At 39.5% G+C, this 24,066-nt stretch carries 23 protein-coding genes, 1 tRNA gene and 1 pseudogene; 8 read left to right on the forward strand and 17 right to left on the reverse strand.

Translation table 11 applies throughout. From position 1 onward, the window contains the following. Window positions 1-76 precede the first annotated feature (76 nt). The 9 genes and pseudogenes from ACZ9EE_RS09520 to ACZ9EE_RS09560 form a co-directional block, all read right to left on the reverse strand. Window positions 77-940, reverse strand: a complete 864-nt coding sequence (locus ACZ9EE_RS09520) for a hypothetical protein (RefSeq protein WP_476026499.1) — start codon at window positions 938-940, stop codon at window positions 77-79. Further along, window positions 937-2,163 (reverse strand): glycosyl hydrolase 115 family protein, encoded by a 1,227-nt coding sequence (locus ACZ9EE_RS09525; RefSeq protein WP_476026501.1) that lies wholly within the window; start codon window positions 2,161-2,163, stop codon window positions 937-939. The genes ACZ9EE_RS09520 and ACZ9EE_RS09525 overlap by 4 nt, the downstream gene beginning before the upstream one ends. Window positions 2,164-2,235: 72 nt before the next feature. Beyond that, window positions 2,236-3,265, reverse strand: a pseudogene (locus ACZ9EE_RS09530) (glycoside hydrolase family 88/105 protein). A 180-nt stretch (window positions 3,266-3,445) separates the two neighbouring features. Beyond that, complete coding sequence (locus tag ACZ9EE_RS09535; protein ID WP_476026503.1) at window positions 3,446-4,753, reverse strand: Gfo/Idh/MocA family protein; 1,308 nt, start codon at window positions 4,751-4,753, stop codon at window positions 3,446-3,448. A 117-nt stretch (window positions 4,754-4,870) separates the two neighbouring features. Then, window positions 4,871-5,626 carry a 2-dehydro-3-deoxy-D-gluconate 5-dehydrogenase KduD gene (kduD, locus tag ACZ9EE_RS09540; RefSeq protein WP_476026504.1) on the reverse strand — a complete coding sequence of 252 codons (756 nt, stop codon included), beginning with the start codon at window positions 5,624-5,626 and terminating at the stop codon, window positions 4,871-4,873. A 22-nt stretch (window positions 5,627-5,648) separates the two neighbouring features. Further along, complete coding sequence (locus ACZ9EE_RS09545; RefSeq protein WP_476026506.1) at window positions 5,649-6,491, reverse strand: sugar phosphate isomerase/epimerase family protein; 843 nt, start codon at window positions 6,489-6,491, stop codon at window positions 5,649-5,651. Between the two features lie 60 nt (window positions 6,492-6,551). Further along, entirely contained in the window at window positions 6,552-7,382 is an 831-nt protein-coding gene (gene kduI / locus ACZ9EE_RS09550; RefSeq protein WP_476026508.1) for a 5-dehydro-4-deoxy-D-glucuronate isomerase, read from the reverse strand. 106 nt (window positions 7,383-7,488) lie between these two features. After that, window positions 7,489-8,574, reverse strand: coding sequence for a beta-galactosidase BglB (bglB, locus tag ACZ9EE_RS09555; protein WP_476026510.1), 1,086 nt, complete (start codon window positions 8,572-8,574; stop codon window positions 7,489-7,491). Window positions 8,575-8,716: 142 nt separating this feature from the next. After that, window positions 8,717-9,391, reverse strand: a complete 675-nt coding sequence (locus ACZ9EE_RS09560) for a rhamnogalacturonan acetylesterase (protein WP_476026512.1) — start codon at window positions 9,389-9,391, stop codon at window positions 8,717-8,719. Window positions 9,392-9,794: 403 nt separating this feature from the next. Between ACZ9EE_RS09560 and ACZ9EE_RS09565 the strand changes: the two genes are divergently transcribed. Continuing rightward, window positions 9,795-12,365 carry a rhamnogalacturonan lyase gene (locus tag ACZ9EE_RS09565; protein ID WP_476026513.1) on the forward strand — a complete coding sequence of 857 codons (2,571 nt, stop codon included), beginning with the start codon at window positions 9,795-9,797 and terminating at the stop codon, window positions 12,363-12,365. Window positions 12,366-12,520: 155 nt separating this feature from the next. Here the strand turns inward: ACZ9EE_RS09565 and ACZ9EE_RS09570 are convergent, their stop codons facing one another. From ACZ9EE_RS09570 to ACZ9EE_RS09580, 3 genes are all read right to left on the reverse strand, one after another. Next, a complete protein-coding gene (locus tag ACZ9EE_RS09570; protein WP_476026515.1) occupies window positions 12,521-13,048 on the reverse strand; it encodes a methylated-DNA--[protein]-cysteine S-methyltransferase in 528 nt (175 codons plus the stop codon). After that, entirely contained in the window at window positions 13,032-13,640 is a 609-nt protein-coding gene (locus tag ACZ9EE_RS09575; RefSeq protein ID WP_476026517.1) for a bifunctional transcriptional activator/DNA repair enzyme AdaA, read from the reverse strand. The genes ACZ9EE_RS09570 and ACZ9EE_RS09575 overlap by 17 nt, the downstream gene beginning before the upstream one ends. 87 nt (window positions 13,641-13,727) lie before the next feature. Further along, complete coding sequence (locus ACZ9EE_RS09580; RefSeq protein WP_476026519.1) at window positions 13,728-14,441, reverse strand: 2OG-Fe(II) oxygenase; 714 nt, start codon at window positions 14,439-14,441, stop codon at window positions 13,728-13,730. 137 nt (window positions 14,442-14,578) lie between these two features. Here ACZ9EE_RS09580 and ACZ9EE_RS09585 point away from each other — a divergent pair, with 137 nt between their 5' ends. After that, window positions 14,579-15,511 (forward strand): DNA-3-methyladenine glycosylase 2, encoded by a 933-nt coding sequence (locus ACZ9EE_RS09585; RefSeq protein WP_476026521.1) that lies wholly within the window; start codon window positions 14,579-14,581, stop codon window positions 15,509-15,511. Window positions 15,512-15,623: 112 nt separating this feature from the next. Here ACZ9EE_RS09585 and garD read toward each other — a convergent pair whose 3' ends face one another. Then, complete coding sequence (gene garD / locus ACZ9EE_RS09590) at window positions 15,624-17,138, reverse strand: galactarate dehydratase (RefSeq protein WP_476026523.1); 1,515 nt, start codon at window positions 17,136-17,138, stop codon at window positions 15,624-15,626. Window positions 17,139-17,266: 128 nt separating this feature from the next. Between garD and ACZ9EE_RS09595 the strand changes: the two genes are divergently transcribed. Next, entirely contained in the window at window positions 17,267-18,190 is a 924-nt protein-coding gene (locus tag ACZ9EE_RS09595) for a LysR family transcriptional regulator (protein WP_476026525.1), read from the forward strand. 63 nt (window positions 18,191-18,253) lie between these two features. Here the strand turns inward: ACZ9EE_RS09595 and ACZ9EE_RS09600 are convergent. Next, window positions 18,254-18,325 (reverse strand) — tRNA-Val (locus ACZ9EE_RS09600). Window positions 18,326-18,501: 176 nt separating this feature from the next. Between ACZ9EE_RS09600 and ACZ9EE_RS09605 the strand changes: the two genes are divergently transcribed. The 5 genes from ACZ9EE_RS09605 to ACZ9EE_RS09625 all read left to right on the forward strand — a co-directional run bounded on the left by ACZ9EE_RS09605 (window position 18,502) and on the right by ACZ9EE_RS09625 (window position 23,035). Further along, window positions 18,502-18,726 carry a hypothetical protein gene (locus ACZ9EE_RS09605; RefSeq protein WP_476026527.1) on the forward strand — a complete coding sequence of 75 codons (225 nt, stop codon included), beginning with the start codon at window positions 18,502-18,504 and terminating at the stop codon, window positions 18,724-18,726. Between the two features lie 98 nt (window positions 18,727-18,824). Continuing rightward, window positions 18,825-19,547: an alpha/beta hydrolase gene (locus tag ACZ9EE_RS09610; protein ID WP_476026529.1), complete on the forward strand. Its 723-nt coding sequence runs from the start codon at window positions 18,825-18,827 to the stop codon at window positions 19,545-19,547. A gap of 112 nt (window positions 19,548-19,659) precedes the next feature. Further along, the gene (locus tag ACZ9EE_RS09615) at window positions 19,660-20,172 is read left to right on the forward strand and encodes a YjcG family protein (protein ID WP_476026531.1); all 513 of its coding nucleotides are present in this window, start codon (window positions 19,660-19,662) and stop codon (window positions 20,170-20,172) included. A 6-nt stretch (window positions 20,173-20,178) separates the two neighbouring features. Beyond that, window positions 20,179-20,625 (forward strand): GNAT family N-acetyltransferase, encoded by a 447-nt coding sequence (locus ACZ9EE_RS09620; protein ID WP_476026533.1) that lies wholly within the window; start codon window positions 20,179-20,181, stop codon window positions 20,623-20,625. 109 nt (window positions 20,626-20,734) lie between these two features. Continuing rightward, window positions 20,735-23,035 carry a UvrD-helicase domain-containing protein gene (locus ACZ9EE_RS09625; protein ID WP_476026534.1) on the forward strand — a complete coding sequence of 767 codons (2,301 nt, stop codon included), beginning with the start codon at window positions 20,735-20,737 and terminating at the stop codon, window positions 23,033-23,035. Window positions 23,036-23,057: 22 nt separating this feature from the next. On the opposite strand, the gene spoVIF is transcribed toward ACZ9EE_RS09625, so the two are convergent. The 3 genes from spoVIF to spoVAE all read right to left on the reverse strand — a co-directional run bounded on the left by spoVIF (window position 23,058) and on the right by spoVAE (window position 24,063). Further along, window positions 23,058-23,312, reverse strand: a complete 255-nt coding sequence (spoVIF, locus tag ACZ9EE_RS09630) for a sporulation-specific transcription regulator SpoVIF (RefSeq protein ID WP_476026536.1) — start codon at window positions 23,310-23,312, stop codon at window positions 23,058-23,060. 169 nt (window positions 23,313-23,481) lie between these two features. Further along, the gene (locus ACZ9EE_RS09635) at window positions 23,482-23,598 is read right to left on the reverse strand and encodes a YjcZ family sporulation protein (RefSeq protein ID WP_074432806.1); all 117 of its coding nucleotides are present in this window, start codon (window positions 23,596-23,598) and stop codon (window positions 23,482-23,484) included. Between the two features lie 108 nt (window positions 23,599-23,706). Beyond that, on the reverse strand, window positions 23,707-24,063 hold the full coding sequence (gene spoVAE, locus ACZ9EE_RS09640; RefSeq protein ID WP_215040265.1) for a stage V sporulation protein AE: 357 nt from the start codon (window positions 24,061-24,063) through the stop codon (window positions 23,707-23,709). Between the last annotated feature and the right edge of the window lie 3 nt (window positions 24,064-24,066).

Here is a 24,066-nt window from a genome sequence, read left to right on the forward strand (position 1 = left end):
TAGGACCCGTTTTAAAACTTGGACTTTCTTGTTTCTTTGTACTTTTTTGTTAATTTCTAATTATAAATAAAGTCAATCATAAGACTTGTCTCTCAATAAACAATTCTTCTAGTCTATTAGAAAGCTCATCATCGGATAAAGGATTTCGATGAGTATTTTCCAAATAAATATATTTCTCTGTTTCTGGCATCAAATACTCTTTATACCATAAGAAGAAATCAGGACTGTCTCCTTGCATTCTAATAAATTTGCGTAAAGCATCGAGTGAATAAAGGGTACTTTTTACATTGGTTAACCAATCTGCACGATAAAAATTTTCCCATTTTCCGTGTTCCGCCCGTTTTAATGCGTGAATACTATCGTGATAATAGCGTAACGATTGTGACACACGAACAAATGCAAGCGCGTATTCTTGTTTTTTAAAATGGAAATATCCATTACATAGGGCTATAAAACCTTTACATCCGGAAACGTGTAGGTCAACGTGCAATGTAAACTGGTCAAAAAATCGCTGCTGATCAACTTCACTAAGTTCAGCATTCAAGTTTTCGCATTGGTCTACTAATCCCTCCCAGCCCTTCAGCCCCTCTTCGCATTTGTTCTTAAACCAAAGAACCTGCTCATCAAAGGGAATTTCACCTGTTGCCCAAAAAAGGTTGGATAAAGAGGTATCGGCTTTTCCCTGAAGCCAGTGACCGATGATTTTCCTGGCAGGATGATGGTAAAATTCCTCTCCGACTCTATCATTTTCATGTACACCATATCGGATAGATTGGTTGAAGTAGCTTTGATAAAGCTGTTCGATTTGTTTATTGCCCGTTTGATACAAACGTTTTATAAAACCCTTTAGGTGTTTTTCTTGATTGACAGTTCCTTTGCTCCATAATTCACTTACTAAATCTAACGGATAGAGATGGGGCCGAATATTTCCGCTGTTCAATAAAGATACGAATCAGCTCCTGCTTCAAAAGCTTTCTCCACTTCCCCGATGATCATTTCTGGTGGTGAGGGGAACATTGTTAGATGATTGGAGGCCTGCAAGTCATGAAACGTAATATGATAGTAAATTCCATGTTCACCTGGATCATCCGCAGTCGGCAAGGAAGGAATCCTAAGGTTTTCATTGCCTTGTCTGCGTGACACCATTTTCCCGTATCCATTATCAGCCCAAATGTAGATGACACCCTCTGACACTTTGATATGCCCCTCTTTATACAACTCTGCAATTTCACCATATAAGGCCATTGAACAAACCGGCTGTTCGACAGATTGCTTAATCAATTCAAATTGCCTTTCAACAACCTTTGAAATCATGTCACCTCGTTTTTCTGGTGTGTCAAATTCTGGGGCATACTGCCAAAAGGGTGCATCTCCTTGTCCGCGGAAGGAGAGGACCCAAATGATTTTTTGATTTTTTTGTTTTTCTATCGCTTCTTTCCAAAGATTCTCAAAGAGTTCTGGATTTTCTTGATAGTTTGGTTTTTGGCCAGGATAGGCCCGTAAAAACATTTCAGCTCCCAAAGGTTCTGCATGGTGGTGGGTAATCCATAGCCCCATTTCTGCCGCTAAATCGGTATGAATACCATGTTTTTGAAGATCAGTTCCCGGAATTACCATATTACCCCCACAGCGTAATAGAGCTTCAAACACGGGATACCATACTTCTTTTGTAGGTGGGTACTCCTCCTTCCAACCTATTAAACAAACTTCATCATTCACGAACCAGCCACGATATTTAACTTTGGATTTTTGCGAATTAAAATTTTTAACGGGGATCTTGATTTCCTTCTTTTGTTGAATTGGTAAGTCAGCCCAAAACCAAAAAGGATCAATTCCCAAATAATCCTTACTATAATGGAGAAGACCATAGATAATCCCGAGATCATCGTTCCCAATGATGTGCACGACTGGTTTCCCATTTTGAAGTTTGAACCGGAAACAATACCCCTCCGGCCACTCCGGACTATCATCCTCCTTCGAGACATATCGAATGATGAGATCAGGTGCTCCATCAAGTGAGGATGTTAATTTAGGCGGCTTTCCAAAAACCTTTTTATGATCCCTTACAATCATGTCGAGAGCATATTGAGCTGGAGTTGTAATGTTTTCTGGAGGAAAAATAACTGTACTTTCATTTATTAGAACATACGAATGATTGAACATAAGGCTCCCCTAATTTTGGATTATAAAAATACCTGTGGAAGGAAAGCCCCTCCGCAGGTAGATCTGTTTACTCTAATCTTTTTTTGTGCGTTTTAATAATAAGGATAAAAAGGCAAGAACTAGGCCTTGACCCCAGCCCTGCACTCTTTTATATGGAACCCCTTTATACCCTTCTGCGTCATCCATGACTGCGGTTCCGGCTGAAACATTCATGATGGATCCGTCCTCTTTGACTTGCTTCATGATCGCATCAACTGATTTTTGAACATATTTGTTATACAGTTTCCCTCTTGTTAGTAACGCTGCTGCAATTCCTGCTGAACCTGATGTTTCTAAATATGATTCAGGATCTGTCACAATCGTATGCCAAAGTCCGGATTCATCTTGCAAGCGAACCAATGCACTTAGCTGATCACGGAGTGACCCTTCTATAATCATAAAGGATGGATGCTGCACCTTCACAAGCTCCAATGCTCTAGCCATCGTGTAGGCTGCCCAGCTGTTTCCGCGCGCCCAAAAGATTCCTGACATATGGTTTTGAGCGATGTTGTCCCAGCCATGATAGTATAGGTTGGTCAAGTCATCCTGGAGAAACTGCTCATGACCATGATATTGTTTTAAGCCGAAATCAATGTAATTCCTTCCGATCGAGCATATGCCCAATTCGTAAGAGAAAATAGCCCGCCATAAACATCGTATCGACCCATGCCTGCTCAGGGAAGACATTCTTGACACCGTTCACAGTATGCTGCAAAACACCGTCTGCAAATTTTTCCGCATCATTTAATAAGAAGTCTGCCATTTGAATGGCATATTCTAAATATTTTTCCTCGTCTGTTGCTTTATATAATGTAAGGAGAGTATGACCTATAGAGGAGGCATTCACCGTTAGTTTTGGTAGTCCATCCTCTAATTCTTCATCGACCCATTCCTTAATAAATTGGAGATATCTTTTCTCACCAGTTGCTTCATAAGCCTCTGCTACCCCGTAAAAGGCCACCCCGCCCGGCCAGTCCCAGCTAAAATCCATTTTTGAGGTTCTCTCTACGACGAGTTCTATGGCTTCTTTCACTTTTTCTTCATCAAATACAAGTTGAGGCATCTTTATCCCACCCAAAATTAATAAAAATAGATATTTGGCATAGCTTTCAAATTTAATATTGTGAAATGACACTTTATCAGCGGTTTTTCGAGGCAAATCAGCGGTTTTGGAATTATATCAGCGATTTTTATCTTTTATCAGCGAAAATTAAATAATCGCTTTAGAGCCCTCATTAGTTCACTAGACTAATTGCGAAGAATCACTCGTCTGCTTTAATAATTCATTTATACTAAATGGACGATTTTCCTTACTTGACCGCCAAACCCCTTCACCGACTGCAATGGAATAGGCCCCCGCTTCGGCACCTGCTAAAATTTGATAAGGACGGCTTGGGTCAACTCCCATGAAGAGATCTTCCTGAAGCAATGGGTCACCGCCGCCATGTCCCCCTTCATTTAGCAAGACATGAATGATTTCTTTTGAACCAAATAGCGGATAATATTCAATCGTCTGTTCCGGGAATGGAAAAGGAATCCTGCTTGGTTCATGAAATTCCGTTGTTTCAATTCTCCCTTTTGTCCCATTTATAGCTAGGCGATAACCTTCATATGGAAGGGAAAAATTAACGGAGTAGCTTAAAAAAGCGCCTCTATCATACTTAACTGTCACCGCATACGTATCTTCAATTTCAATTTCATAATCGAAAATACAAGAATCCGGACGATAATTCGTATAGTTTTGTGCCGACTTTTCAATACCTTCGGATTTGATATGATCATCTTTTACTGCCACGTTATTGCGGCGGTTCGACCAGCGCATATAATATTGGCAATTTGGTTTTTCCTGACAAGTACTGCAATAGCGATGATCGGTTGGACTTGGATTTAATTCCCCATCCTTGCCATAATAATTTAAGGCACCATAGGCAAAGACCTGCTCCGGTTTTTGATCAATCCACCAATTGACCAAATCGAAATGATGGGTAGATTTATGAATCGATAATCCGCCTGAACGATTTCGATCGCGATTCCATCGCTTGAAGTAACTAGCCCCGTGATAAGTGTCAATATACCAGTTCAAATCAACAGAAGTAACTCTGCCAATCTTGCCTTCTAGAATCATCTCTTTTATTTTTCGATGGAAGGGATTATAGCGATAATTAAAGGCTACAATGACTTTTCCATTACTCCTAGCCTCCGCCTCCATCACCCTTGTTGCATCGTTGGCATTAGTCACCATCGGTTTTTCCGTGATAACCGTTAAATCATTCTCTAAACCTTGTAAAATATAATCGATATGAGTGTCATCCCGGCTCGTCACCACAACTGTATCTGCATTGGTCTCTTTAATCATCTGTTGAAATTGGTTTGGACGATAAGCAGGAATCGAACTTAGGGACGGAAAACTTTCCTTTGCTATTTCAATTCTACGCTCATCTGGATCGAGTAACCCGACAATTTCATTTTGCTGTGAAAATTGTGTTATAACTGGCTGAATAAACATCCCAAGTGCACGATTGCTTAGACCGCAAACTACGATTCTATTCATTTTCGTTACCTCCATTGCCCCATGCTATGTTTTGCTTATTCTTATTTACTTATAAAAAATCCCATTGTAATTCTGTTGAAAGCAAAATTATAATGGGTATGACGATTTAATTTTCAATTAGGAGCTTAACCAGCCGCCGTCTACCGGTAAGATGTGACCGTTAACATAATTAGAGGCATCAGAAGCAAGGAAAATGACCGCTCCTTTTAAATCTTCTGGGGTCCCCCAACGTCCTTGTGGGATCCTTGAGGTAATGGAGGCATTTCGGTTTTCATCTCCACGGATTGGAGCGGTATTATCCGTTACCATATAACCAGGTGCTATCGCATTGACATTTACGCCTTTTCCTGCCCACTCATTTGCAAATGACTTAGTCAAACCTGCCACCGCATGTTTGCTTGCTGTATAGGCAGGTACACGTAATCCACCTTGGAAAGATAACATGGAGGCAATATTAATGATTTTCCCGGAGCCTTTTTCAATCATATGTTTGCCCACTTCACGGCATAATTGGAAAACGGCATGTTGATTGACGTTAATGACTTCATACCAATCCTCATCTGAGAAATTCTCAGCCTGTGCCCGGCGAATGATACCGGCATTGTTTACTAAAATATCAATTTGTCCGGCAACGGATAAAGCTTCAACAACAAGCTCACTTGGCGCCCCTTGCTTGGACAAATCAATTTTTAGGTCATGAAAAGTTCCGCCGATTGCTTCAATCTGCTCACGCGTTGCTGCCATATCGCTCATGCCTGCACCAATGACGGCTGCCCCCGCTTCGGCTAGACCAATGGCCATTCCTTGGCCAAGTCCCCGGCTTGCACCAGTGATAAGGGCGACTTTCCCTTCTAATGAAAATAAAGATTTCATGTTACTTCCTCCTTAAAGTCTTTTAGGCTTGGTCGTACTTATTTTTTAAGAACAAGAGACTATCATTAATAAAAGGTTCTTTCGTTTCTTCCATTAAAATATTGAGATACGGCTTTTTCTGTTTAGTCTGTTTCAAGACAACATCATAATTTAATAGTCCCTGGCCAACTGCCACTGTCTTCAATTGGTTATCCTCTACAACAAAATCTTTGGCATGGAGGATAACAATTCTGTCACCAAGCAATTCAAATGCTTCTTGGATAATTTTGTCCTGATCTTGATAGGTATCAATCGTTAATAGATTGACAGGATCAAGAATTACTTGAAGATTATTGGAATTGACCATGTCCAAAAGCCGTTTCATCACTTTTGGAGAATAAATCGGATGGTTCACACCGGCTTCAATCCCAACAATGACTCCAAATTTCTCCGCTTCCTGCACTAGTTCCCGAACACTTTCAACCACTTCCAGAAACGGCTCTTCCTTAAAATTTTCAACTGTATAAACAATTTCTGGATTGACGTTACCCGTTTCGGTCCCCACGATACTGCAGCCAAAATCCCTTGCAAAGCGGATATGCTCTTTAAAACGCTCGATACCTTTTCTCCGTTCTTTCTTGTCGGGATGAATCATGTTGAAATAACAGCCTAATACTGCTATTTGAACATTTTTTCGCGCGAACGCTGTTCCAATATGATGGGCCAAACCAGGACTTAATGTCCCTGGTTCAAGCTTCATATAATCAAAGGATTTACCTAAGGCTAATTGAACAGATGTGAGCCCTTTCCCTGCTATTTCTTCTACTAACTGTTCTAGGGGACGACTTTCCAGATCATGTGCTCGTATGCCAATGTTCATCTCCATCACCTACATTCAATTTTTAAAAAAACATCTTATCCCAGTGTTAATCTATCCTTGGAAGCACTACCTTAAGTTTTCCATTTTGACATGATCCATGTCATCATACGTGATGTTTTCGCCGCACATCCCCCAAATGAAGGTGTAATTGCTGGTAGCAGTTCCTGTATGAATGGACCAGCTTGGGGAGATGGCCGCTTGTTCGTTTTTCATAACCAAATGTCTTGTTTCTTCCGGTTTACCCATGAAGTGGAAGACACGAGTTTCCGGTTCCATATCAAAATATAAATAAACTTCCATACGGCGTTCATGTGTATGACATGGCATGGTATTCCACACGCTTCCAGGTGATAACATTGTTAAACCCATTTGAAGCTGGCAGGACTCACACACATTCGGATGAATATATTGGTGGATTTTTCGTTCATTTAGGGTTCCAGGGCTGCCTGCTTCAAGCGGTTTAATTTCATTAATATCAATTTTTACTGTAGGATATTTATGGTGTGCAGGAGTGGAATTGATATAAAACTTAGCTGGATTTTTAGGATCATTGGATCTAAATAAAACCTCTTTGGTCCCTTTCCCTACATATAAGCCGTCATAGCGCTGCATATCATATTCTTCACCGTCAAGAATGACTAGGCCGTCTCCGCCAATATTGATAATCCCCATCTCACGGCGCTCTAAGAAATAACTTACCCCTAGCTCTTTATCAAGCTTAATGGTCAATTCCTTTTCTGCCGGTGTAACGCCTCCGAAAATCATTCGGTCCACATGGGTATAAGTTAGATGGACTTGGTCCGCTTCGAAGAGTGTTTCTACTAAAAATTCTCTTCTTAGCTCCTCCGTATTATATTTCTTCATATCCTCCGGATGGTGTGCATAACGAGTTTCCATTCTTCATTCTCCTTTTCTTTGTTTCTATTTTAATCTAGCCTCTAGCGGATGATTTCCCCTGCTTCTTTGGCCTTTTTAGCAACCAAAAACACAAGATCCCTTACACTTAAATTCTGTAATACAAGTATTCTACTAAAGCAAGAATAGCCATAGATTGTCCATAAGGCATGCCTGTAACAGGGATTTCCTTGTAAAATTCTTGCGTCTCTCCCATTGCTGTTCCTGCCGAGACATGCTGTAATTCACCTTTTTCGTCGATATTCTCAACCACAGCCTGAATCGCTTTTAGTCCCATATTTAAATACTTTTTATCGGTATAACGCTTCCGTACGGCCTTTAAGGTCCCGAAAGCAAAGCCAGCTGTACATGATGCCTCTACATATGAGGTTGGATCGTTTAGCACCGTATGCCATAAACCGCTTTCATTTTGGTATGTTTCAAGCGCTTCAATTTGTCTGTTAAGCGTGTCAATTAGGATTTGACGGACAGGATCATTATCCGGTAAATCTACTAAATCTAAAAACTCTGGAATCGCAATCGTTATCCAGGAATTGCCGCGGCCCCATAGCGCTTCAGCAAAGTTGTGATTTCCTTCAAATGTCCAACCGTGGAACCATAATCCCGTTTTCTTATCGAACAGATATTTAATATGTACCAAGAATTGCTTTTTTGCTTCTTCAATATACTCGGGCTTGTTCAGTAATAAACCGATTTTGGTTAACGGTAAAACACTCATCATTAAGGTGTCATCCCATAATTGTTGATAATTCTCAGATCCAAACACGACATGCTGGATTCCGCCATCCTTCGTTCTTGGCATATCATGATAGAGCCAATCGCCCCAAGTTTCTAAGTATGGAAGATAAGTAGGATTGTTGGTTTCTTCATACAAATAGGCGAGTGTTAGCATTTGCACCATTGTGTTAACATTCTTTTCGACCGGCGGTTCTTTAAACTGATCGTCGAACCATTTTACGATGATATTTAATACGTTTTCATTTTTTGTCAGTTTATAATACTTCATCATCCCGTACAGGCCAACACCTGCTGTCCATTCCCAATAGTTAAAGCTCTTATTATCAATTTTTCTGCCATCGGCAAGCGGAATCGCATACTTCCCGTCTGGATCATTTAGGTTAACTAGGTTATCAATCAGTAATTCAATTTTCTTTTCAATTTCATTTCTGTGCAATTTGATTACCTCCACTAATATTATGGCAAGAGCGTGTGAATAAATGAAATCTTAGTGTTAAGCATTCATTTTTATTATATGGAAACCCTTTTTTTAAATAAATTTAAAATTCCGTTTTCTTTTATTAAAAAACAGTGTTTTCTTAAGCTTGATTTTCAAGCAAATTTACAAACTTTGAAATAGGCAGCTTTGCCGCACCCATGCCTTCCGCAACAAGCTTAGCCATTTGTTTGGCCCCTTTTTTTGTAAAATGGGTGAAATCCGTTTCATTGACAGATGCCATAAAAAAAGTAAAAACTTCTTCATAACCTATGGTTTCAAAAGCAGCTAAACTTTTTTCCATTAAATCAATTAAAACGACGTTTTCTTCTTTGGCTATTTCTTTCATCGCTTGGCAGTATTCTGGGAAATCATTAATAAACTGGTTCTTTTCACAATGCAGCCTGGCAACAGGTGTAATGAATATCGGTTCTGCCTGGCATTTCCTAGCACCCTCCACATACATCTTTAAATAGTCTTTATAAGTAGTTGAAGGATCGGTATAGCGTTCAGGTTTGTTTGCCGTGGCGTCATTATGCCCCATTTGGATTAACAAATAGTCGCCTTCCTTCATTTCCTCTACGATTTTATGTAATCGGCCTTCCTCTACAAAGGTTTTAGAGCTTCTTCCACCGATGGCATGATTGATTACCTGAACATCATCTGTTAGATAGTCTTGGAGAAACTCTCCCCAGCCACCTTGATTTTTTTCGTCTAGGCCATAGGATTGGACAGTCGAATCCGCCGCTAGAAAAATATTTATTTTGTTTATCGTCAAGAATGCACCCCCTCTCACTTCCACTAGCTTACTGTCGGTCTTTTAATAAATAACATAACCTAGACCTGCTTACCATTAGACATTTTTGCACCTGCCAAATACTTAATTGTACTTTTTTGCCTCGTTAGCACCTTTTTGAAACAGCAGAAAATCGGTCCTTTTGTACTGTGATAATAGGTACAAATTGTTCTTTAGCGACTTAGAGCACACTGTATTTTCACTAAAATTAACGGAATTTTAAATTAAATAATCAGAAAAATTAAAATATAATGAAGAAGATTTTTCTCATCCTTGAATTTACTTTGTCTTGATCTCTAATGAGGGAGAGGTGGTTTATTTACCAATTTGTAAGCGCAACCATATTTTCCCGCCTTTCAAAATGAAATTTTAGGAGGATAAAAATTTGAAGAAACGTTCAATCACTAAAAAGCTTTTATCAACCACAATCGCATTACCCCTGCTACTAACAAGTGTTTCAATTGCCACGGCCAGCGGAGTCCAAAACAACCAACCTTCAAACAAGTTCCAGGGAAAAGGTGTCCAGTTAGAGTACCTTGACAGAGGCTTAGTAGCCGCCTCTACATCAGAAGGGGTCTTTTTAAGCTGGCGCCTGCTGGCAAATGAAGCAAAAGGATCTTCTGAAACTGGTTTAACTGGTGTAGATTTTAATGTCTATCGCGACGGTAAAAAGATCGCTACCGTTACGGACAGTACCAACTTCTTAGATAAAGATGGCAGTACCGACTCCAAGTACTATGTGAGTTCCGTTTTGGACGGTAAAGAATTGGACCAGAGTGCTTCTGTCACAGCATGGGGAAAATCGTACTTTGATTTAGCCTTAAAAAAACCAGCAGATGGAGTAACTCCAGCAGGTGAAACCTACACTTATTCGGCAAATGATATGAGTGTTGGCGATGTTGACGGAGACGGAAAATACGAATTTTTTGTCAAATGGTATCCTTCCAATGCCAAGGATGTGTCACAAGTAGGCTACACCGGTAATACGTTTATTGATTGCTATAAGTTTGACGGCACACTCCTCTATCGAATGGATTTAGGAGTGAATATTCGTTCCGGTGCCCATTATACCCAGTTTCTTGTATATGATTTTGACGGGGATGGAAAATCTGAAATGATGTTCAAAACTGCGCCAGGAACAAAGGTGATTAAATATGACCAAGCAGGAAACGTTACCTCGGAAAAATATATCACAATGCCGAAAAAAGACATAGACGCTGGATATAGTAATAACGATGATTATCGGATGAGCAAGGAAGATTATTATAATCATGTGGTAAACATGTTCATGAACTGGGACAAGCAGGAAGAGGTAGTAAATGGACATTGGCCAAAAACACTGGAGGAATGTTTTGGAATCGAGAAAAAATACAGCTATCCACTATCGAAGGAAGATGCTGAAAGCTTAACCGATTATTTCATGGATGTATATGCCCCTAGCCGAAGCAGCAATAACAAGCTAAGAAACTTTGAAGGCTTTATTGTTAATGGCCCAGAGTATTTATCAGTCTTTAATGGAGAAACAGGTGCCGAAATGGATACCATCGACTATAAACCTGGCCGTCATGACGATGGTTTAATGTGGGGAGACTATGCCATGGCGAGAATTGAGCCTGGAAACCGCGTGGACAGGTTCTTAGCAAGCGTTGCTTACCTGGATGGCGAAAAGCCTTATGCCGTTTTTGGACGGGGCTATTACACCAGAACCAATCTGGTTACATATAGCTGGGATGGAAAAAAGTTAACGGAGAATTGGGCTGTCGACAGCGGCTGGACACCAATGAGCAATCCATTTAATGATAGTCCACATGGAAAAGACGGCACAGACCCTCAATTTGGTTCGATTACTACCCAAGGAGCACACTCATTAAGTGCGGCAGATGTTGATGGTGATGGGAAGCAAGAAATCGTTTATGGAGGAGCTACCATTGATCATGACGGCTCCCTATTATACAGTTCAAAAGATATCTTGCCTCCACAAAGCTCATCACCGGGAACCCTTGCCAGATTGGGACATGGGGATGCCCTTCATGTAACAGACATTGACCCAAATAGACCTGGAATGGAAATCTTTATGGTTCATGAGGGAGCAACAGGAGCTCCATATGGTTATTCCCTCCGCGATGCTAAAACAGGGCAAACTATTTATGGGGGCTATACCGGTAAAGATACTGGCCGTGGTATGGTTGGAGATGTGGACCCATCGCATCCTGGTTTAGAAACATGGGCCGTTGGATTATGGACAGCGGATGGACAAAAAATAAGCAATACTGCACCGGGAACTAACATGAACATTAAGTGGGCTGCAGATATGACCACACAAATAGTGGACGGGGCACGGGATGTAACTCCAACTATTAAAGATTGGCGGAAGGGTACTGTGCTTACCGCTGAAGGTACAAGAACTAATAATGATACAAAGGGCAATCCTGGATTAGTTGCGGATATTTTGGGTGACTGGCGTGAGGAACTTCTTGTTAGAACTGCTGATAGTTCCGCCATGAGGATTTATCTCAGCACAGAGGTTACCAACCATAAGCTATATACCTTAATGGACGACCCTCAATATAGAGCAGAAGTTGCCCGTCAAAATACAGCCTATAATCAGCCGTCCTACACAAGCTTTTATTTGGCAAGCGATATGAACTGGGCAAATGTTCCAATTCATGTATACTGGACACCTGGTTTGATATCAGTATTAGAGAAAAAACTTGAGGATTATAAAGCAGATGGAGAGGTGTCAGGACCTATCGTTCCACAATTAGAGAACTCTTTGAAACAGGCTCAATTTCACTTGGAAAAAGGATCGTTCGATACTGCCATGACTTTTATGGAAAAGTTTGCTTCAGAATTAACTAAGAAAACGAATCAAACCCACTTATCAACGAATGCAAAAATGAACCTAACTCATGATGCCCAAACAATGATTGATATGATGGAAAAGGCGGGTAAATAAGATACCGGATTGAGACACTCTAACTTTCGAATAGAGTGTCTCTATTTACGGATAAGCCACTGCCACTTGGGGTATATTATTCGATTTACTTTAAGGAGAAAACAATAAAGAAGGAGCCATACAACTTATCATTAAAAGTTGTTCTGGCTCCTTCTTTATTGTGTTTTTACTTCCCGTTCTAAATCCAACAGCAAGGTCTTCATCTCTAAGCCACCGCGATAACCTGTTAACGAACCGTTCTTCCCTACGACCCGATGGCAAGGAATAGTTATTAAAACGGGGTTAGCGCCAATCGCTGTGCCGACGGCACGAACGGCTGCCGGTCTGTTTATGGCATTGGCTATGTCTGAATAGGATTTAGTTTCTCCGTACGGTATCTCACACAATGCATTCCACACGGATAATTGGAAGGCAGTTCCATGGTATTCAAATGGAATCGTGAAGCTCTTCCGTTCGCCATTCAGATATTCAGCCAGTTCAATCTCATATGGTTTGAGTTCTTCCCGCCCTTCAACAAGAGGACTTCCAGGTAAGCGTTTTTGGGCCCACGCAGCTAATTCTTCGAACGGCATATTCTGGGAGCCTACAAAGCAAAGACCCTTGGATGTTGCCGCAATGTACATTTTCCAATTCTTATAATCTAACAATGACCAGTAAATAGTTGGCTTAGTCTGAGATTTCACTTTCCGATTCCTCCGGGTTACATTTTAAAAGACGGTATTGTACAGGTGTTTCCCCATTTAATTTTTTAAATAAAGTAATAAAATAGGGCGTATTAGGGATCCCCACCTTTTTGGCTATTTCTGTAATTGCTAGGTCAGACTCTATTAAAAGCTCTTTAGCCTTGGAGATTCTGACTTGTTGAATATATTCAGCAGGGGTAATCCCTTTAACTTTTTTAAAAGTTCTCTGTAAATGATACGGACTCCCATGGTTCATTACAGCTAGTGTTTCAAGCGTTAGTTTGGCATGATAATTTATATTAATAAAATTAGTAATTTCACTAATCCATTCCTGGTCAGGCAGGTTTTGCCGAGTGGGCTTGCAGCGTTTACATGGACGAAAGTTTGCTGCTAAAGCTTCTTCAGCACTTTGAAATATTCTTACATTGTCTTTTTTGGGTACACGTGATTTGCATGATGGTTTACAAAATATCCCTGTGGTCTTGACTCCATAAAAAAATAAATGATTATATGCTGCATTGTTTTCTATAATTGCCCGCCATTTTTGATCTGAGATGATATCCATATCAGAACCTTTATTTAACCCACACATATCCGCCACCTCTAAAGTATTATAACGTTAAACAAAACAAAACAGTCTGTTTCTTTAGTAAGAAAGCAAGATATTGAAACGATATTTTTATTTCGAGTCATGAAAAATGACCCCTAAACCATATCGCTCCCCTTTTGTTACCGTACTTACCCCATGGCGAAGTTTATTTTGATAATAACCCTTTTTTCCTTTTACAGGTCTAAAATTAGTAGGAAATATGATTGCACCTCCCTGTTCTACCGTAATGACGTGCCCCCTGCTTTGTGCCCTTGGAATTTGCTCCACTAAGAGGAATTCACCTCCAGTGAAATCTCTATCTTTTTGATTCAAAATAAATACTACTTGAAAGGGGAAAAATACGTCCCCGTATAAGTCTTGATGCAAGCAATTAAATCCGCCGTTTTCATATTTTAATATCAATGGCGTGGGTCTGCTTTGCTCCTGTTCTTGACATAATTTTATAAAATCAGTAAACTCAGCCGGGTATTGGTTTGGCTTTTTTACATAACTTAACCAGCGGTTAGCTGTCCTGGCCAGTTGAGGGTAAAACGATTCTCTTAATCCTTGAATCAGATCAGGTAATGGATAGGAGAAATATTTATACTCCCCACTGCCAAAACGATACCTTGTCATATTAATAATTGTCCTATATAACTCTTCATTGTTATACAGTTCCATGAAATACTCACATTCTTCACTTGTTAATACCGGGGGGAGCTTGGCAAAACCTTGTTCATCTAGCTCCTGTTGAATCGATTCCCAGTCTAGGCATTGGACACGAGAATAAATATCTTCGACCATGTTAATCTCCTCCATTATATTTGTTAATATCAATATAACCACAATTCAATAAAACTTAAGTTAATTTAGAATATAGCAGCAAGATAACGAAATCATTTTTTGTGATAATAATAGGAAACACTGTGGAGGATTAAAAATTGAGCATTGAAAAAACAGAAAATGACTGCCTTCAAGATGGTAATACACGGGTCATTATTGATATACCGATAGACTTTAATTTAGATGCAAATCTTGGTTATTTAGAACGAAACAAGAATGAATGTATGTTCAAAGTTGAAAATGGAGTCATTACAAGAGTTGTTATGACAAGGGAATCAAACAGACTTGTCCAACTACAAGCAAATGAAAATAACCAGTTGAGTGTTGATTTCATTGATACCATCTCAGTAACTCAAGCAGAGCTTGCAGACACAACGAGGTACATTCGTGAATGGTTTGACCTTGATCGGGATTTATCACCATTTTACGAAAAGGCCAAAGGTGATCCGCTCCTTGAAAGACCTGTCCAGGAATTCTATGGATTAAGGGTCATTGGTGTACCCGATTTGTTCGAGGCCCTCTGTTGGGGTGTTCTGGGGCAACAAATTAATCTAGCATTTGCTTACACCTTAAAAAGGCAGTTTGTTGAAAAATTTGGGAAGTCACTCGAATGGAATGGCCATAAATATTGGATTTTCCCTACCTATAATCAGATTGCTAAATTAAAGCCGTCTGATTTAGCTGGGATTAAGATGACCGTGAAGAAGAGCGAATATATTATTGGCATCGCCCAATTAATGGACAGCGGGCAGCTATCTAAAGAACAGCTATTGGCAATGAGTTTTAAAGAGGCTGAAAAAAGTCTGATTAAGATTCGCGGGATTGGGCCATGGACGGCGAATTACGTCTTAATGCGATGCTTGCGGTTTCCTACCGCTTTTCCGATTGATGATGTTGGATTGCATAACGCCATTAAGTTCTTGAGGAGATCAGAGAAAAAGCCAACAAAAGAGGAACTTATGAAACTTTCATTAAACTGGTCCGACTGGCAGTCCTATGCCACGTTTTACTTATGGCGGGTGCTCTATTAGAAGTAATTATACATGAAGGACCTGAATGTAAGGTATGTGCTTGGGTGGATGTTTGTATTTGTAAAGGGGACCAGCATATGTGTCCCCTTTACAAAATGTATTCATCCTTTAATCAGGTTATCGGCGCAGGATTAAATAGAGTAAAATCATTATAGATTTCATATTTTTCTGCAAGGCTCTGTTTACTCCCGCTGGCAACATCGATAATCTCGTTGAATAGTTGAATTCCAATTTCTTGAATGGTTGCTTCGCCTGTTGCAATTGGCCCTGCATTCACATCGATTAAATCTTGCCACATATCTTTCATATCATTTCTTGAACATACTTTAATGACAGGTGCAGTTTCTAATCCATAAGGAGTTCCTCGTCCTGTCATAAAAACTTGGAGCGTCATTCCACTGGATAACTGGCAAGAACCGCATACAAAGTCACTGGCAGGTGTTGCTGCAAAAATCATTCCCTTTTTCGTTGGTCTTTCCCCTGGTGAAAGAACCTCTACAATCGGAGATGTACCAGACTTAGCAATCGAACCCATTGCTTTTTCAACAATATTCGAAAGCCCCCCCTTCTTATTTCCGGGAGTCGGATTTGCTGAACGGTCGACTTGACCATTGTTCAGGTACTGATCATACCATTTCATCTCGTCAGCTAATTTTTTCCCGACCTCTTCGTTTACACAACGCTCAGCAATAAAATGGACACCATCACGAACCTCTGTTACTTCAGAAAACATAACGGTCGCACCAGCATTAACAAGTATATCCGCAGCATATCCTGCAGAAGGATTTGCCGTTACTCCTGAGAAAGCATCGCTTCCACCACATTGTAATCCGATGCATAACTGAGATAGGGGCAGCTCAACACGTTCTCTTGCATTCAATTTTATTAATTTGTTTTCTGCCATTTTCATTATTTCCGCCATGATCGCATCATGTCCCTTTTCGTTTTGAAACGTAACGACATTGTCTGGAGTGTTGTATTCCGCATCTAATAACATTTCTAATGTTAGTTTTTCACATCCCAAAGAGATAATCATAGTCTCTCCACCGAAATTCGGATGTTTGACCATGTTTTGCAGCATCCGAATTGGGATAATTGCTTCAGGGGCATTGATCGCGACACCGCATCCATATGCATGGTTTATCGCTACAACATTATCTACATTTGGATACTTTGGAAGAAGTTCTTGTTTAATTCTCTTTACGGCATTATTTAAAACACCTGTTACGCATTGAACAGTTGTAACAATTCCTAATATATTTCTCGTTCCAGCATATCCACCGTTTTTGTTTGGGTAACCCATAAAAGTCCTAATAGGAGGTTCTGGCAGATCCGTGACCAAATTTGTTGCATACTTCATTTCGTCCAATGATGGAGGAACAGGAAGCTCCAACATATATTCATTGATCCAGTCTCCCTTTTTAATCGAATGTAACGCATATCCTAAAGTAACTCCATAACGGATTATTGGCTGGCCTTCAGTAATATTACATAAGGCGATTTTATGCCCTTGGGGGATATCCTCGTTTGTTAGAATATCATCCATGACAATGGTACCTGCTGGAATAGCATTAACCGTTATGGCAACGTTATCATTTTTATTGATTTTTATATAACTGTTTCCCACTGCCGTACCTCCTCAACTCTTGTTCTTTCTTCAAAAACATTGTACTCTTAGCTAATATATATAGTAAAAGTGTTAAATTTTAGATTTCTCTTAATAAAATTAAGAGTTATGAGGAGAATTTAGACAAAATGGATCTAAAACAGCTGGAATATATTATTAAAATCGCGGAAGAAAACAATATTACGAAAGCTGCAGAAAAACTTTTTATCACTCAATCTGCATTAAACCAGCAACTTTTAAGACTAGAGAAGGAGCTGGGAACACAACTCTTCCTCCGCTCAAGAAGGAATTGGCAATTAACACGAGCCGGGGAAATTTATGTTGAAAATGCAAAAAATATAGTACGGATAAAACAAGATACCTACAACCAAATTAACGATTTAATCGAGATAAAAAAAGGACAATTAAGAATTGGATTAACACCAGAACGTGGTCCTGAAATGTTTGCGTCTATCTATCCCATTTTTTACAAAAAATATCCTAATGTTAAAATAGAGCCCTTTGAAATGGGAGTAAAACAACAACAACATGAAATAACTTTAGGAAATCTTGATATTGGTTTTCTAACCTTACAAAGTTACCAAAAAACAAATGATCAATATCTCCTAATCTGTACCGAAGAAATTATTTTAGCAGTTCCTAAAACACATCCACTTGGACGTTTTGGAGGAAGAATTGGTGAAAAACTTCCTGAAATTAGCTTGGATTGTTTTAAACATGATTCTTTTGCGATTATGCAAAAAGGGTCTACTCTTCGGGAAATCTATGATAACCTCATCGCTCAGGAAGACGTTAATCCTAATATTCTTTTAGAAACCAGAAGCTGTCATAACTTATATCATATGGTCGCTGAGGGAATCTGTTGCTCTGTCATTCCAATTGCTTATGCAAAAGACAGCTCTAACGTTTCCTATTTTTCAATCAAACAAAAACCAGTTTGGGAAGTTTGCGCTAGTTACAAAAAAGGCAGTTACCTAAGTAAAGTAGCTAAAGATCTTATTAAGATTGCTACTGATTATTGGTCAAAGAAAATGAGAAAAACTACTGTTTAATTTTGTACTTATAAAAAATAACACGAAAAAGTCCTAACACCAGAATGGTGCTAGGACTAGTTATGATCCGAGAGGGATTCGAACCCCCGACCCCATCCCTGTCAAGGATGTATTCTCCCGCTGAACTATCGGATCTTAATTAAGGTACAAATTTAATTATATTTAAATTTATAATAATGTCAACATCTTTTTCTTTTTATCATTTACAAAGTATCCTCTTATCAGCAAAAACAAACGTTTGTTCTATTTTTATTGAATAAAGAACTAACGTTCGGTTATAATAGACCTATAAACCAAAAGGAGTGATTACCATGGATGGGCTGTTAATCCGTTCAATTGAAGAACACATGCCAATTGAGATGATTTATCTAGCTGAAAACCAAGAGCTGTCCCAAAGAAAGCTAATTGTAAAAGAGGTAACCGATGACTACATTCGTGCCTATTGCTTACTTCGGAAACAAATGCGCACGTTTAAACGAGAAAACATCTTATCGATTATGCCGGAAACTCGTTCCCATAGATCCTACCTTCATTAATCTATCCCTCCTCCCTCAACCACTACCTTTCCTAAAAGCATCTTCTTTCTATTTATGATAAAATGCAGTTGTATGAAATGAACTACGGGGGGCAATACATGCAGTATCCAAAAGGCACAATCAAAGAATATACCTTTCATAGCTCAGAGCTACAGGAAGCAGTGCAGCTTCTAATCTACCTGCCTGCAAATTTCTCACCACTTTATAAATACTCACTGCTAATTGCTCAAGACGGCAGAGATTATTTTCAGCTAGGCCGTATCGGACGATTAGCAGATGAGTTACTTTTTAATCAAGAAATTGAAAATTTAATCATTGTTGGGATACCCTATAAGGATGTAGCCGACCGACGCCGAAAATATCATCCTAATGGGGATCAAAACCAGCAGTATATTCGTTTTCTTGCTCATGAATTAGTTCCCTTTCTTGATAAAGAATTTCCAACCTATCAGATGGGTTCCACCAGGGCGTTAATCGGTGATTCCCTTGGTGCCACCGTTTCTTTAATGACGGCATTACACTATCCGCATACATTCGGAAAGGTATTGCTCCAGTCACCTTTGGTTGACCAGCACATCTTCAAACTGGTAGAAGACTTTAATGAAGGTCAACATGTTGAGATTTACCATGTGATCGGAACGCAGGAAACGGAAGTACAAACTACCGACGGGAAAATACAAGACTTTATAAATCCAAATAGGGTATTGGCTAAAAAAATACAAGCTAAACGAATTACATACTTTTATAAAGAGTTTAATGGTAATCATACATGGACCTATTGGCAGCCTGATTTAAAGCGGGCCCTTAAAATGTTTTTTTAGATTTTCTGTAGGTTGTTAATTTGTTTAATATATTTAGAAAATTTGCTATAATAATTGAAAGCGATTTGATGAATATTTTTCTAAAATAATTTCAATCATTGGAGGTAACCGCATGAAATTTGGTGTTGTCATTTTCCCATCCAAAAAGCTTCAAGATATCGTAAATTCTTATCGCAAACGTTACGATCCGCATTATGCTCTTATTCCTCCACACCTGACATTAAAAAATGCTTTTGAAGCAACAGAAGAAGATGCCATGAATTTTGCAGATAAACTACGGAAAATCGCTGGAAACACAAGCCCTTTTTCTTTAAAAACGGCAAAAATCAGTTCATTTAAGCCAGTTAATAATGTAATCTATTTTAAAGTGGAACCGACGACTGAACTTACCACCTTACACTCGGAAATCAATCACGAATTAAATGTTCAAAATACAGACTATGCCTTTGTCCCACATATAACCATCGGACAAAAGCTGTCAAATGATGAACACTCTGATGTTTACGGCTCACTTCGAATGACAAAAATTAATCATGAAGAAACAATTGACCGTTTCCATCTGCTTTATCAATTAGAAAATGGTTCTTGGACCGTTTATGAAACATTTCGTCTTGGAAAGGAATAGTAAAACGTGAAAATCAAAGTTGTTGAAAATCAAAAAGAACTAGAAGATGCTTTTTCAATCAGAAAAATTGTATTCGTAGAGGAGCAAAATGTCCCGATTGAAGAGGAAATAGACCAATACGAAGATGAAGCCACTCATTTTGTTATGTATAGTGATAGCGCAAGTCCCATTGCTGCTGGGAGATTCCGTGTGGTTGAAGGTTATGGAAAAGTCGAACGGATTTGTGTTTTAAAAGAAGCCCGTAAAACCGGAGCAGGCAGATTAATGATGAACGCAATCGAAAACTTTGCCAAAGACCAGGGCTTACATAAATTAAAACTAAATGCCCAAACCCACGCCATCCCCTTCTATGCCGGACTTGGCTACGATGTAGTGTCGGAAGAATTTTTGGATGCGGGTATTCCTCATAAAACGATGGTAAAACAAATTCCTACAGAAGCACTTGCCGACTAAACGGCAGGTGTTTCTTTTTGGCTGGATTAATAATCAAACACTTCCCGAAGCCCGATGGTTTTGTTAAGATAGTACATGTGTTATTTTCGTGAAATAGAGGTTTAAATATATGAAAACAGCTATCTATCAACAGCAACTTATTTCGCTCTCACAATTAGAACGAGATCAATTTCAAAAAATATACTTAGCAGGTAAAAATGGTGAACTTGACTGCCCCGCCTGCCATGAAAAGGTAAGATTGTTTCTCGGCATTCAGATCGAACCACATTTTTTTCATGTTCATTCACCTGATAAAAATTGCCCTGACCCTGACCCCATTGTAGAATCAGATGAACCTCCACATTATATCGAACGGAATGGTTTCAAAATTCCCCAAGGACGGACCATTACGGCTACAAATACTAATCTAGAACTATTTCAACCTGCTAAACCGATCGAATACTCAGTTCCTTATACACCAACTACAAAAAATACAGAACAGGAACTGCCACATTACTTACAACTGCTTGCTGACAGAGGAGTAGTACTCGATAACAGCCAAGCAGAAGCTGTCTTGGCGACGGATGGTTCGTTATTGGTTCTAGCAGGGGCTGGGAGCGGGAAAACACGTGTTTTAACCGCAAGGACTGCTTACATGCTCGAGGGGAAACAGGCCGATCCTGGCTCGATTATGCTTGTAACCTTTACCTCCAAAGCAGCTGCAGAAATGAAAAATCGTCTCCTTTCCTATCCATACCTGGAGCGTGGAAAGATCAATCAGCTTGTTACTGGTACCTTTCACAGTATTTTCTACCGCATTTTAATGTTCCATGATGCCGCCAATTGGTCTTCAAATAAACTACTGAAAAAGGATTGGCAGCGCGATAAAATTCTTAAAGAAGCTGGGAAGGAACTCCAGTTATCTGAAAAGGAATTTGCTTATGATTTAGCACTGCAACAAATTGGTTTTTGGAAAAATTCTCTTCTCCTTCCTCAGGAAGTAAAGCCTATTTCCGATTGGGAAGAGAACGTCGTATTTTTATATCAAAGATATGAAGCATATAAACAAAAAGAAGGATTATTCGATTTTGATGATATGTTAATTGGCTGTTACCAGTTGTTTAGATCATCTCCTTCCCTTCTGGAGCATTATCAAGACAGATTCCAATACTTTCTAATTGATGAATTTCAGGATATAAACAGAGTACAGTATGAGCTGATTAAGCTGTTATCCAGCAAACATAAAAATGTCTGTGCGGTTGGGGATGATGATCAGGCCATCTATTCATTCAGGGGCAGTGACCCAAGTTATCTTTTAGATTTTGAAAAGGACTTTCCCAATGCAAAACTAGTTACTCTTGAGCAGAATTATCGTTCTTCCCATGAAATTGTAGCCGCCGCTAATCAAATGATCGCCCTAAATAAAAAACGCAGAGTAAAACGTATGGAAGCTCAATACTCTTCTGGTATTCTTCCTCAACTGTTTTTTCCATATGATGAGGAAGAAGAGGCCACAATGATTGTCACCGATATACAGGAGAAAATTTCACAAGGTGCGAAACCTGGGGATTTTGCCATTCTATATCGGACAAATGTCAGCTCGCGTGCGGTCTTTGAAAGATTAGCCGCCTCGAACCTGCCGTTTAAAATTGATCAGGATGCAGAAGCATTTTACGACCGTTTTATTGTTAGAAGTGCCCTTGCCTTTTTAAAGGTCAGTTTAAATGAGGACAACCCGAATGCCTTGAGCGACCTTTTGCCTTTATTATTTTTAAAACAAACGGTCCTAAAAGATTTAAAGGCTGAGAGCATTCTGAAGGATTGCAGCCTTCTTGAGGCAGTTTCTCACTTGAAAACCGCTCACGCCTTTCAAGAGAAAAAATTAAAAAAGGCAGTTACCCTCATCCGCGGCCTTAAACATTTATCACCATCTGTTGCGATTGAGCAGATAGAAAAGGAAATTGGATTCCTTGATTTTCTAAAGAAACGAGGGAATGAATCCAGCAAGCTTGAAAAAGGCTCGGATGACTTAAAGGATCTTAAAGTAGCTGCAAAAAGCTTTACAACGATCGATGCTTTGTTAGAACACGCACAGCATATGTCGGCCATGAATAAGGAAATTAAGAATATGAGCAGACATTTCACTGATGCGATTACGCTTAGTACGATTCACCGGGCTAAAGGGCTGGAATATAAAACCGTTTATTTGATTAGTGCTGTCGACGGCAGTTTACCGCACGATTTTGCCCTTGAATCTTACCGTGCTGGCGATAATGCCCCGCTTGAAGAAGAAAGAAGATTATTTTATGTAGCGATGACTAGGGCAAAAGAGGAGCTGTTAATTTCCACTCCAAGTAACAGACGAGGGAAGAAAGCAAATCGCTCTAGGTTTTTGGTTCCCATCAATAAAAAGAGGAAGACCAATTTGTAAACACAATTGGTCCTTCCTCTTTTTATTTTTTATTCATCATTTGGGCGATTGTATTAAAGTCAAGCTGCTTTCCATCGTTAACGATAGATTTCACAATTTGGTCTTCCATCTCTTTACTTACCTTTTTATTTGCAATCTGAGAAACTCTTTGGATCACACTTCGAACTGTTTTTTCATCTTTAAAATTTGCGTTTTGTAAAGAATTAGCTAAATCAAAAATATCTTTCATATTAACGCCAGTTTTCTTTTCAATGTTCTTAAAGAATCCATTATCCATGATTAAATGTCACGCTCCTTCATAAACTACTTTATTCTATGAAGGAGGAAAAAAAAGGTGATGAATTGGGGTGAAAAGCCTAAGTTCCCCATACATGCAGCTGAAAAACTTATGTAAACAGAAAGGGCTGGCCCTTTTTTGGGTCCACCCCCCTCCATCTCATTGTCTATTAATAGAAGCTTGCGCCAACAATGATTAAAAGGATGAATAAAACTACGATAAGCACGAAAGTGGAACCTCCGCCGTAGCCACCGCCGTAGCCGTAACCGCCATATCCGAAGCACATAGACTGTCACCTCACTTTCGGTAATCTCATTAATAACATATGAAATTACTTAATCATGTGTACTAGGCATGACTCCTAATGGGGCAATGGGCTATAAAAATGAGTATTTCACCCTTTTGGCTTAAAAATTAGTGCGCCAATAAACCCAAAAATAATGGCAGCAGAAATCCCGGAGCTTGTTACTTGGAACATCCCTGTTAATACGCCAATAATCCCATGTGCTTGAGCGTCCTGAAGTGCCCCATGAACAAGGGAATTTCCAAAGCTGGTAATGGGGATGGTCGCTCCTGCACCAGCAAAATCAACCAGTGGCTCATATAACCCCAATCCATCTAAGACCGCACCAATTACCACCAGCAAGCTCATGGTATGACCCGGTGTGAGTTTAGCTACATCGAATAATAATTGCCCGACCACACAGATTAACCCGCCAACTACAAAAGCCCAAAAGAACATTGCGAGCATTGA

It is taken from the genome of Bacillus sp. URHA0034 (assembly GCF_056280405.1).

Excerpts from the sequence above, each read along its gene's own strand:
- ACZ9EE_RS09605 (WP_476026527.1), top strand. The coding sequence starts at position 18,502 with ATGGATGGGCTGTTAATCCGTTCAATTGAAGAACACATGCCAATTGAG.
- ACZ9EE_RS09535 (WP_476026503.1), bottom strand. The coding sequence starts at position 4,753 with ATGAATAGAATCGTAGTTTGCGGTCTAAGCAATCGTGCACTTGGGATG.
- ACZ9EE_RS09580 (WP_476026519.1), bottom strand. The coding sequence starts at position 14,441 with ATGGTCGAAGATATTTATTCTCGTGTCCAATGCCTAGACTGGGAATCG.
- kduI (WP_476026508.1), bottom strand. The coding sequence starts at position 7,382 with ATGGAAACTCGTTATGCACACCATCCGGAGGATATGAAGAAATATAAT.
- spoVIF (WP_476026536.1), bottom strand. The coding sequence starts at position 23,312 with ATGGATAATGGATTCTTTAAGAACATTGAAAAGAAAACTGGCGTTAAT.
- ACZ9EE_RS09610 (WP_476026529.1), top strand. The coding sequence starts at position 18,825 with ATGCAGTATCCAAAAGGCACAATCAAAGAATATACCTTTCATAGCTCA.
- ACZ9EE_RS09625 (WP_476026534.1), top strand. The coding sequence starts at position 20,735 with ATGAAAACAGCTATCTATCAACAGCAACTTATTTCGCTCTCACAATTA.
- ACZ9EE_RS09525 (WP_476026501.1), bottom strand. The coding sequence starts at position 2,163 with ATGTTCAATCATTCGTATGTTCTAATAAATGAAAGTACAGTTATTTTT.
- ACZ9EE_RS09575 (WP_476026517.1), bottom strand. The coding sequence starts at position 13,640 with ATGTGTGGGTTAAATAAAGGTTCTGATATGGATATCATCTCAGATCAA.
- kduD (WP_476026504.1), bottom strand. The coding sequence starts at position 5,626 with ATGAAATCTTTATTTTCATTAGAAGGGAAAGTCGCCCTTATCACTGGT.
- ACZ9EE_RS09545 (WP_476026506.1), bottom strand. The coding sequence starts at position 6,491 with ATGGAGATGAACATTGGCATACGAGCACATGATCTGGAAAGTCGTCCC.
- spoVAE (WP_215040265.1), bottom strand. The coding sequence starts at position 24,063 with ATGCTCGCAATGTTCTTTTGGGCTTTTGTAGTTGGCGGGTTAATCTGT.
- ACZ9EE_RS09595 (WP_476026525.1), top strand. The coding sequence starts at position 17,267 with ATGGATCTAAAACAGCTGGAATATATTATTAAAATCGCGGAAGAAAAC.
- ACZ9EE_RS09635 (WP_074432806.1), bottom strand. The coding sequence starts at position 23,598 with ATGTGCTTCGGATATGGCGGTTACGGCTACGGCGGTGGCTACGGCGGA.
- ACZ9EE_RS09615 (WP_476026531.1), top strand. The coding sequence starts at position 19,660 with ATGAAATTTGGTGTTGTCATTTTCCCATCCAAAAAGCTTCAAGATATC.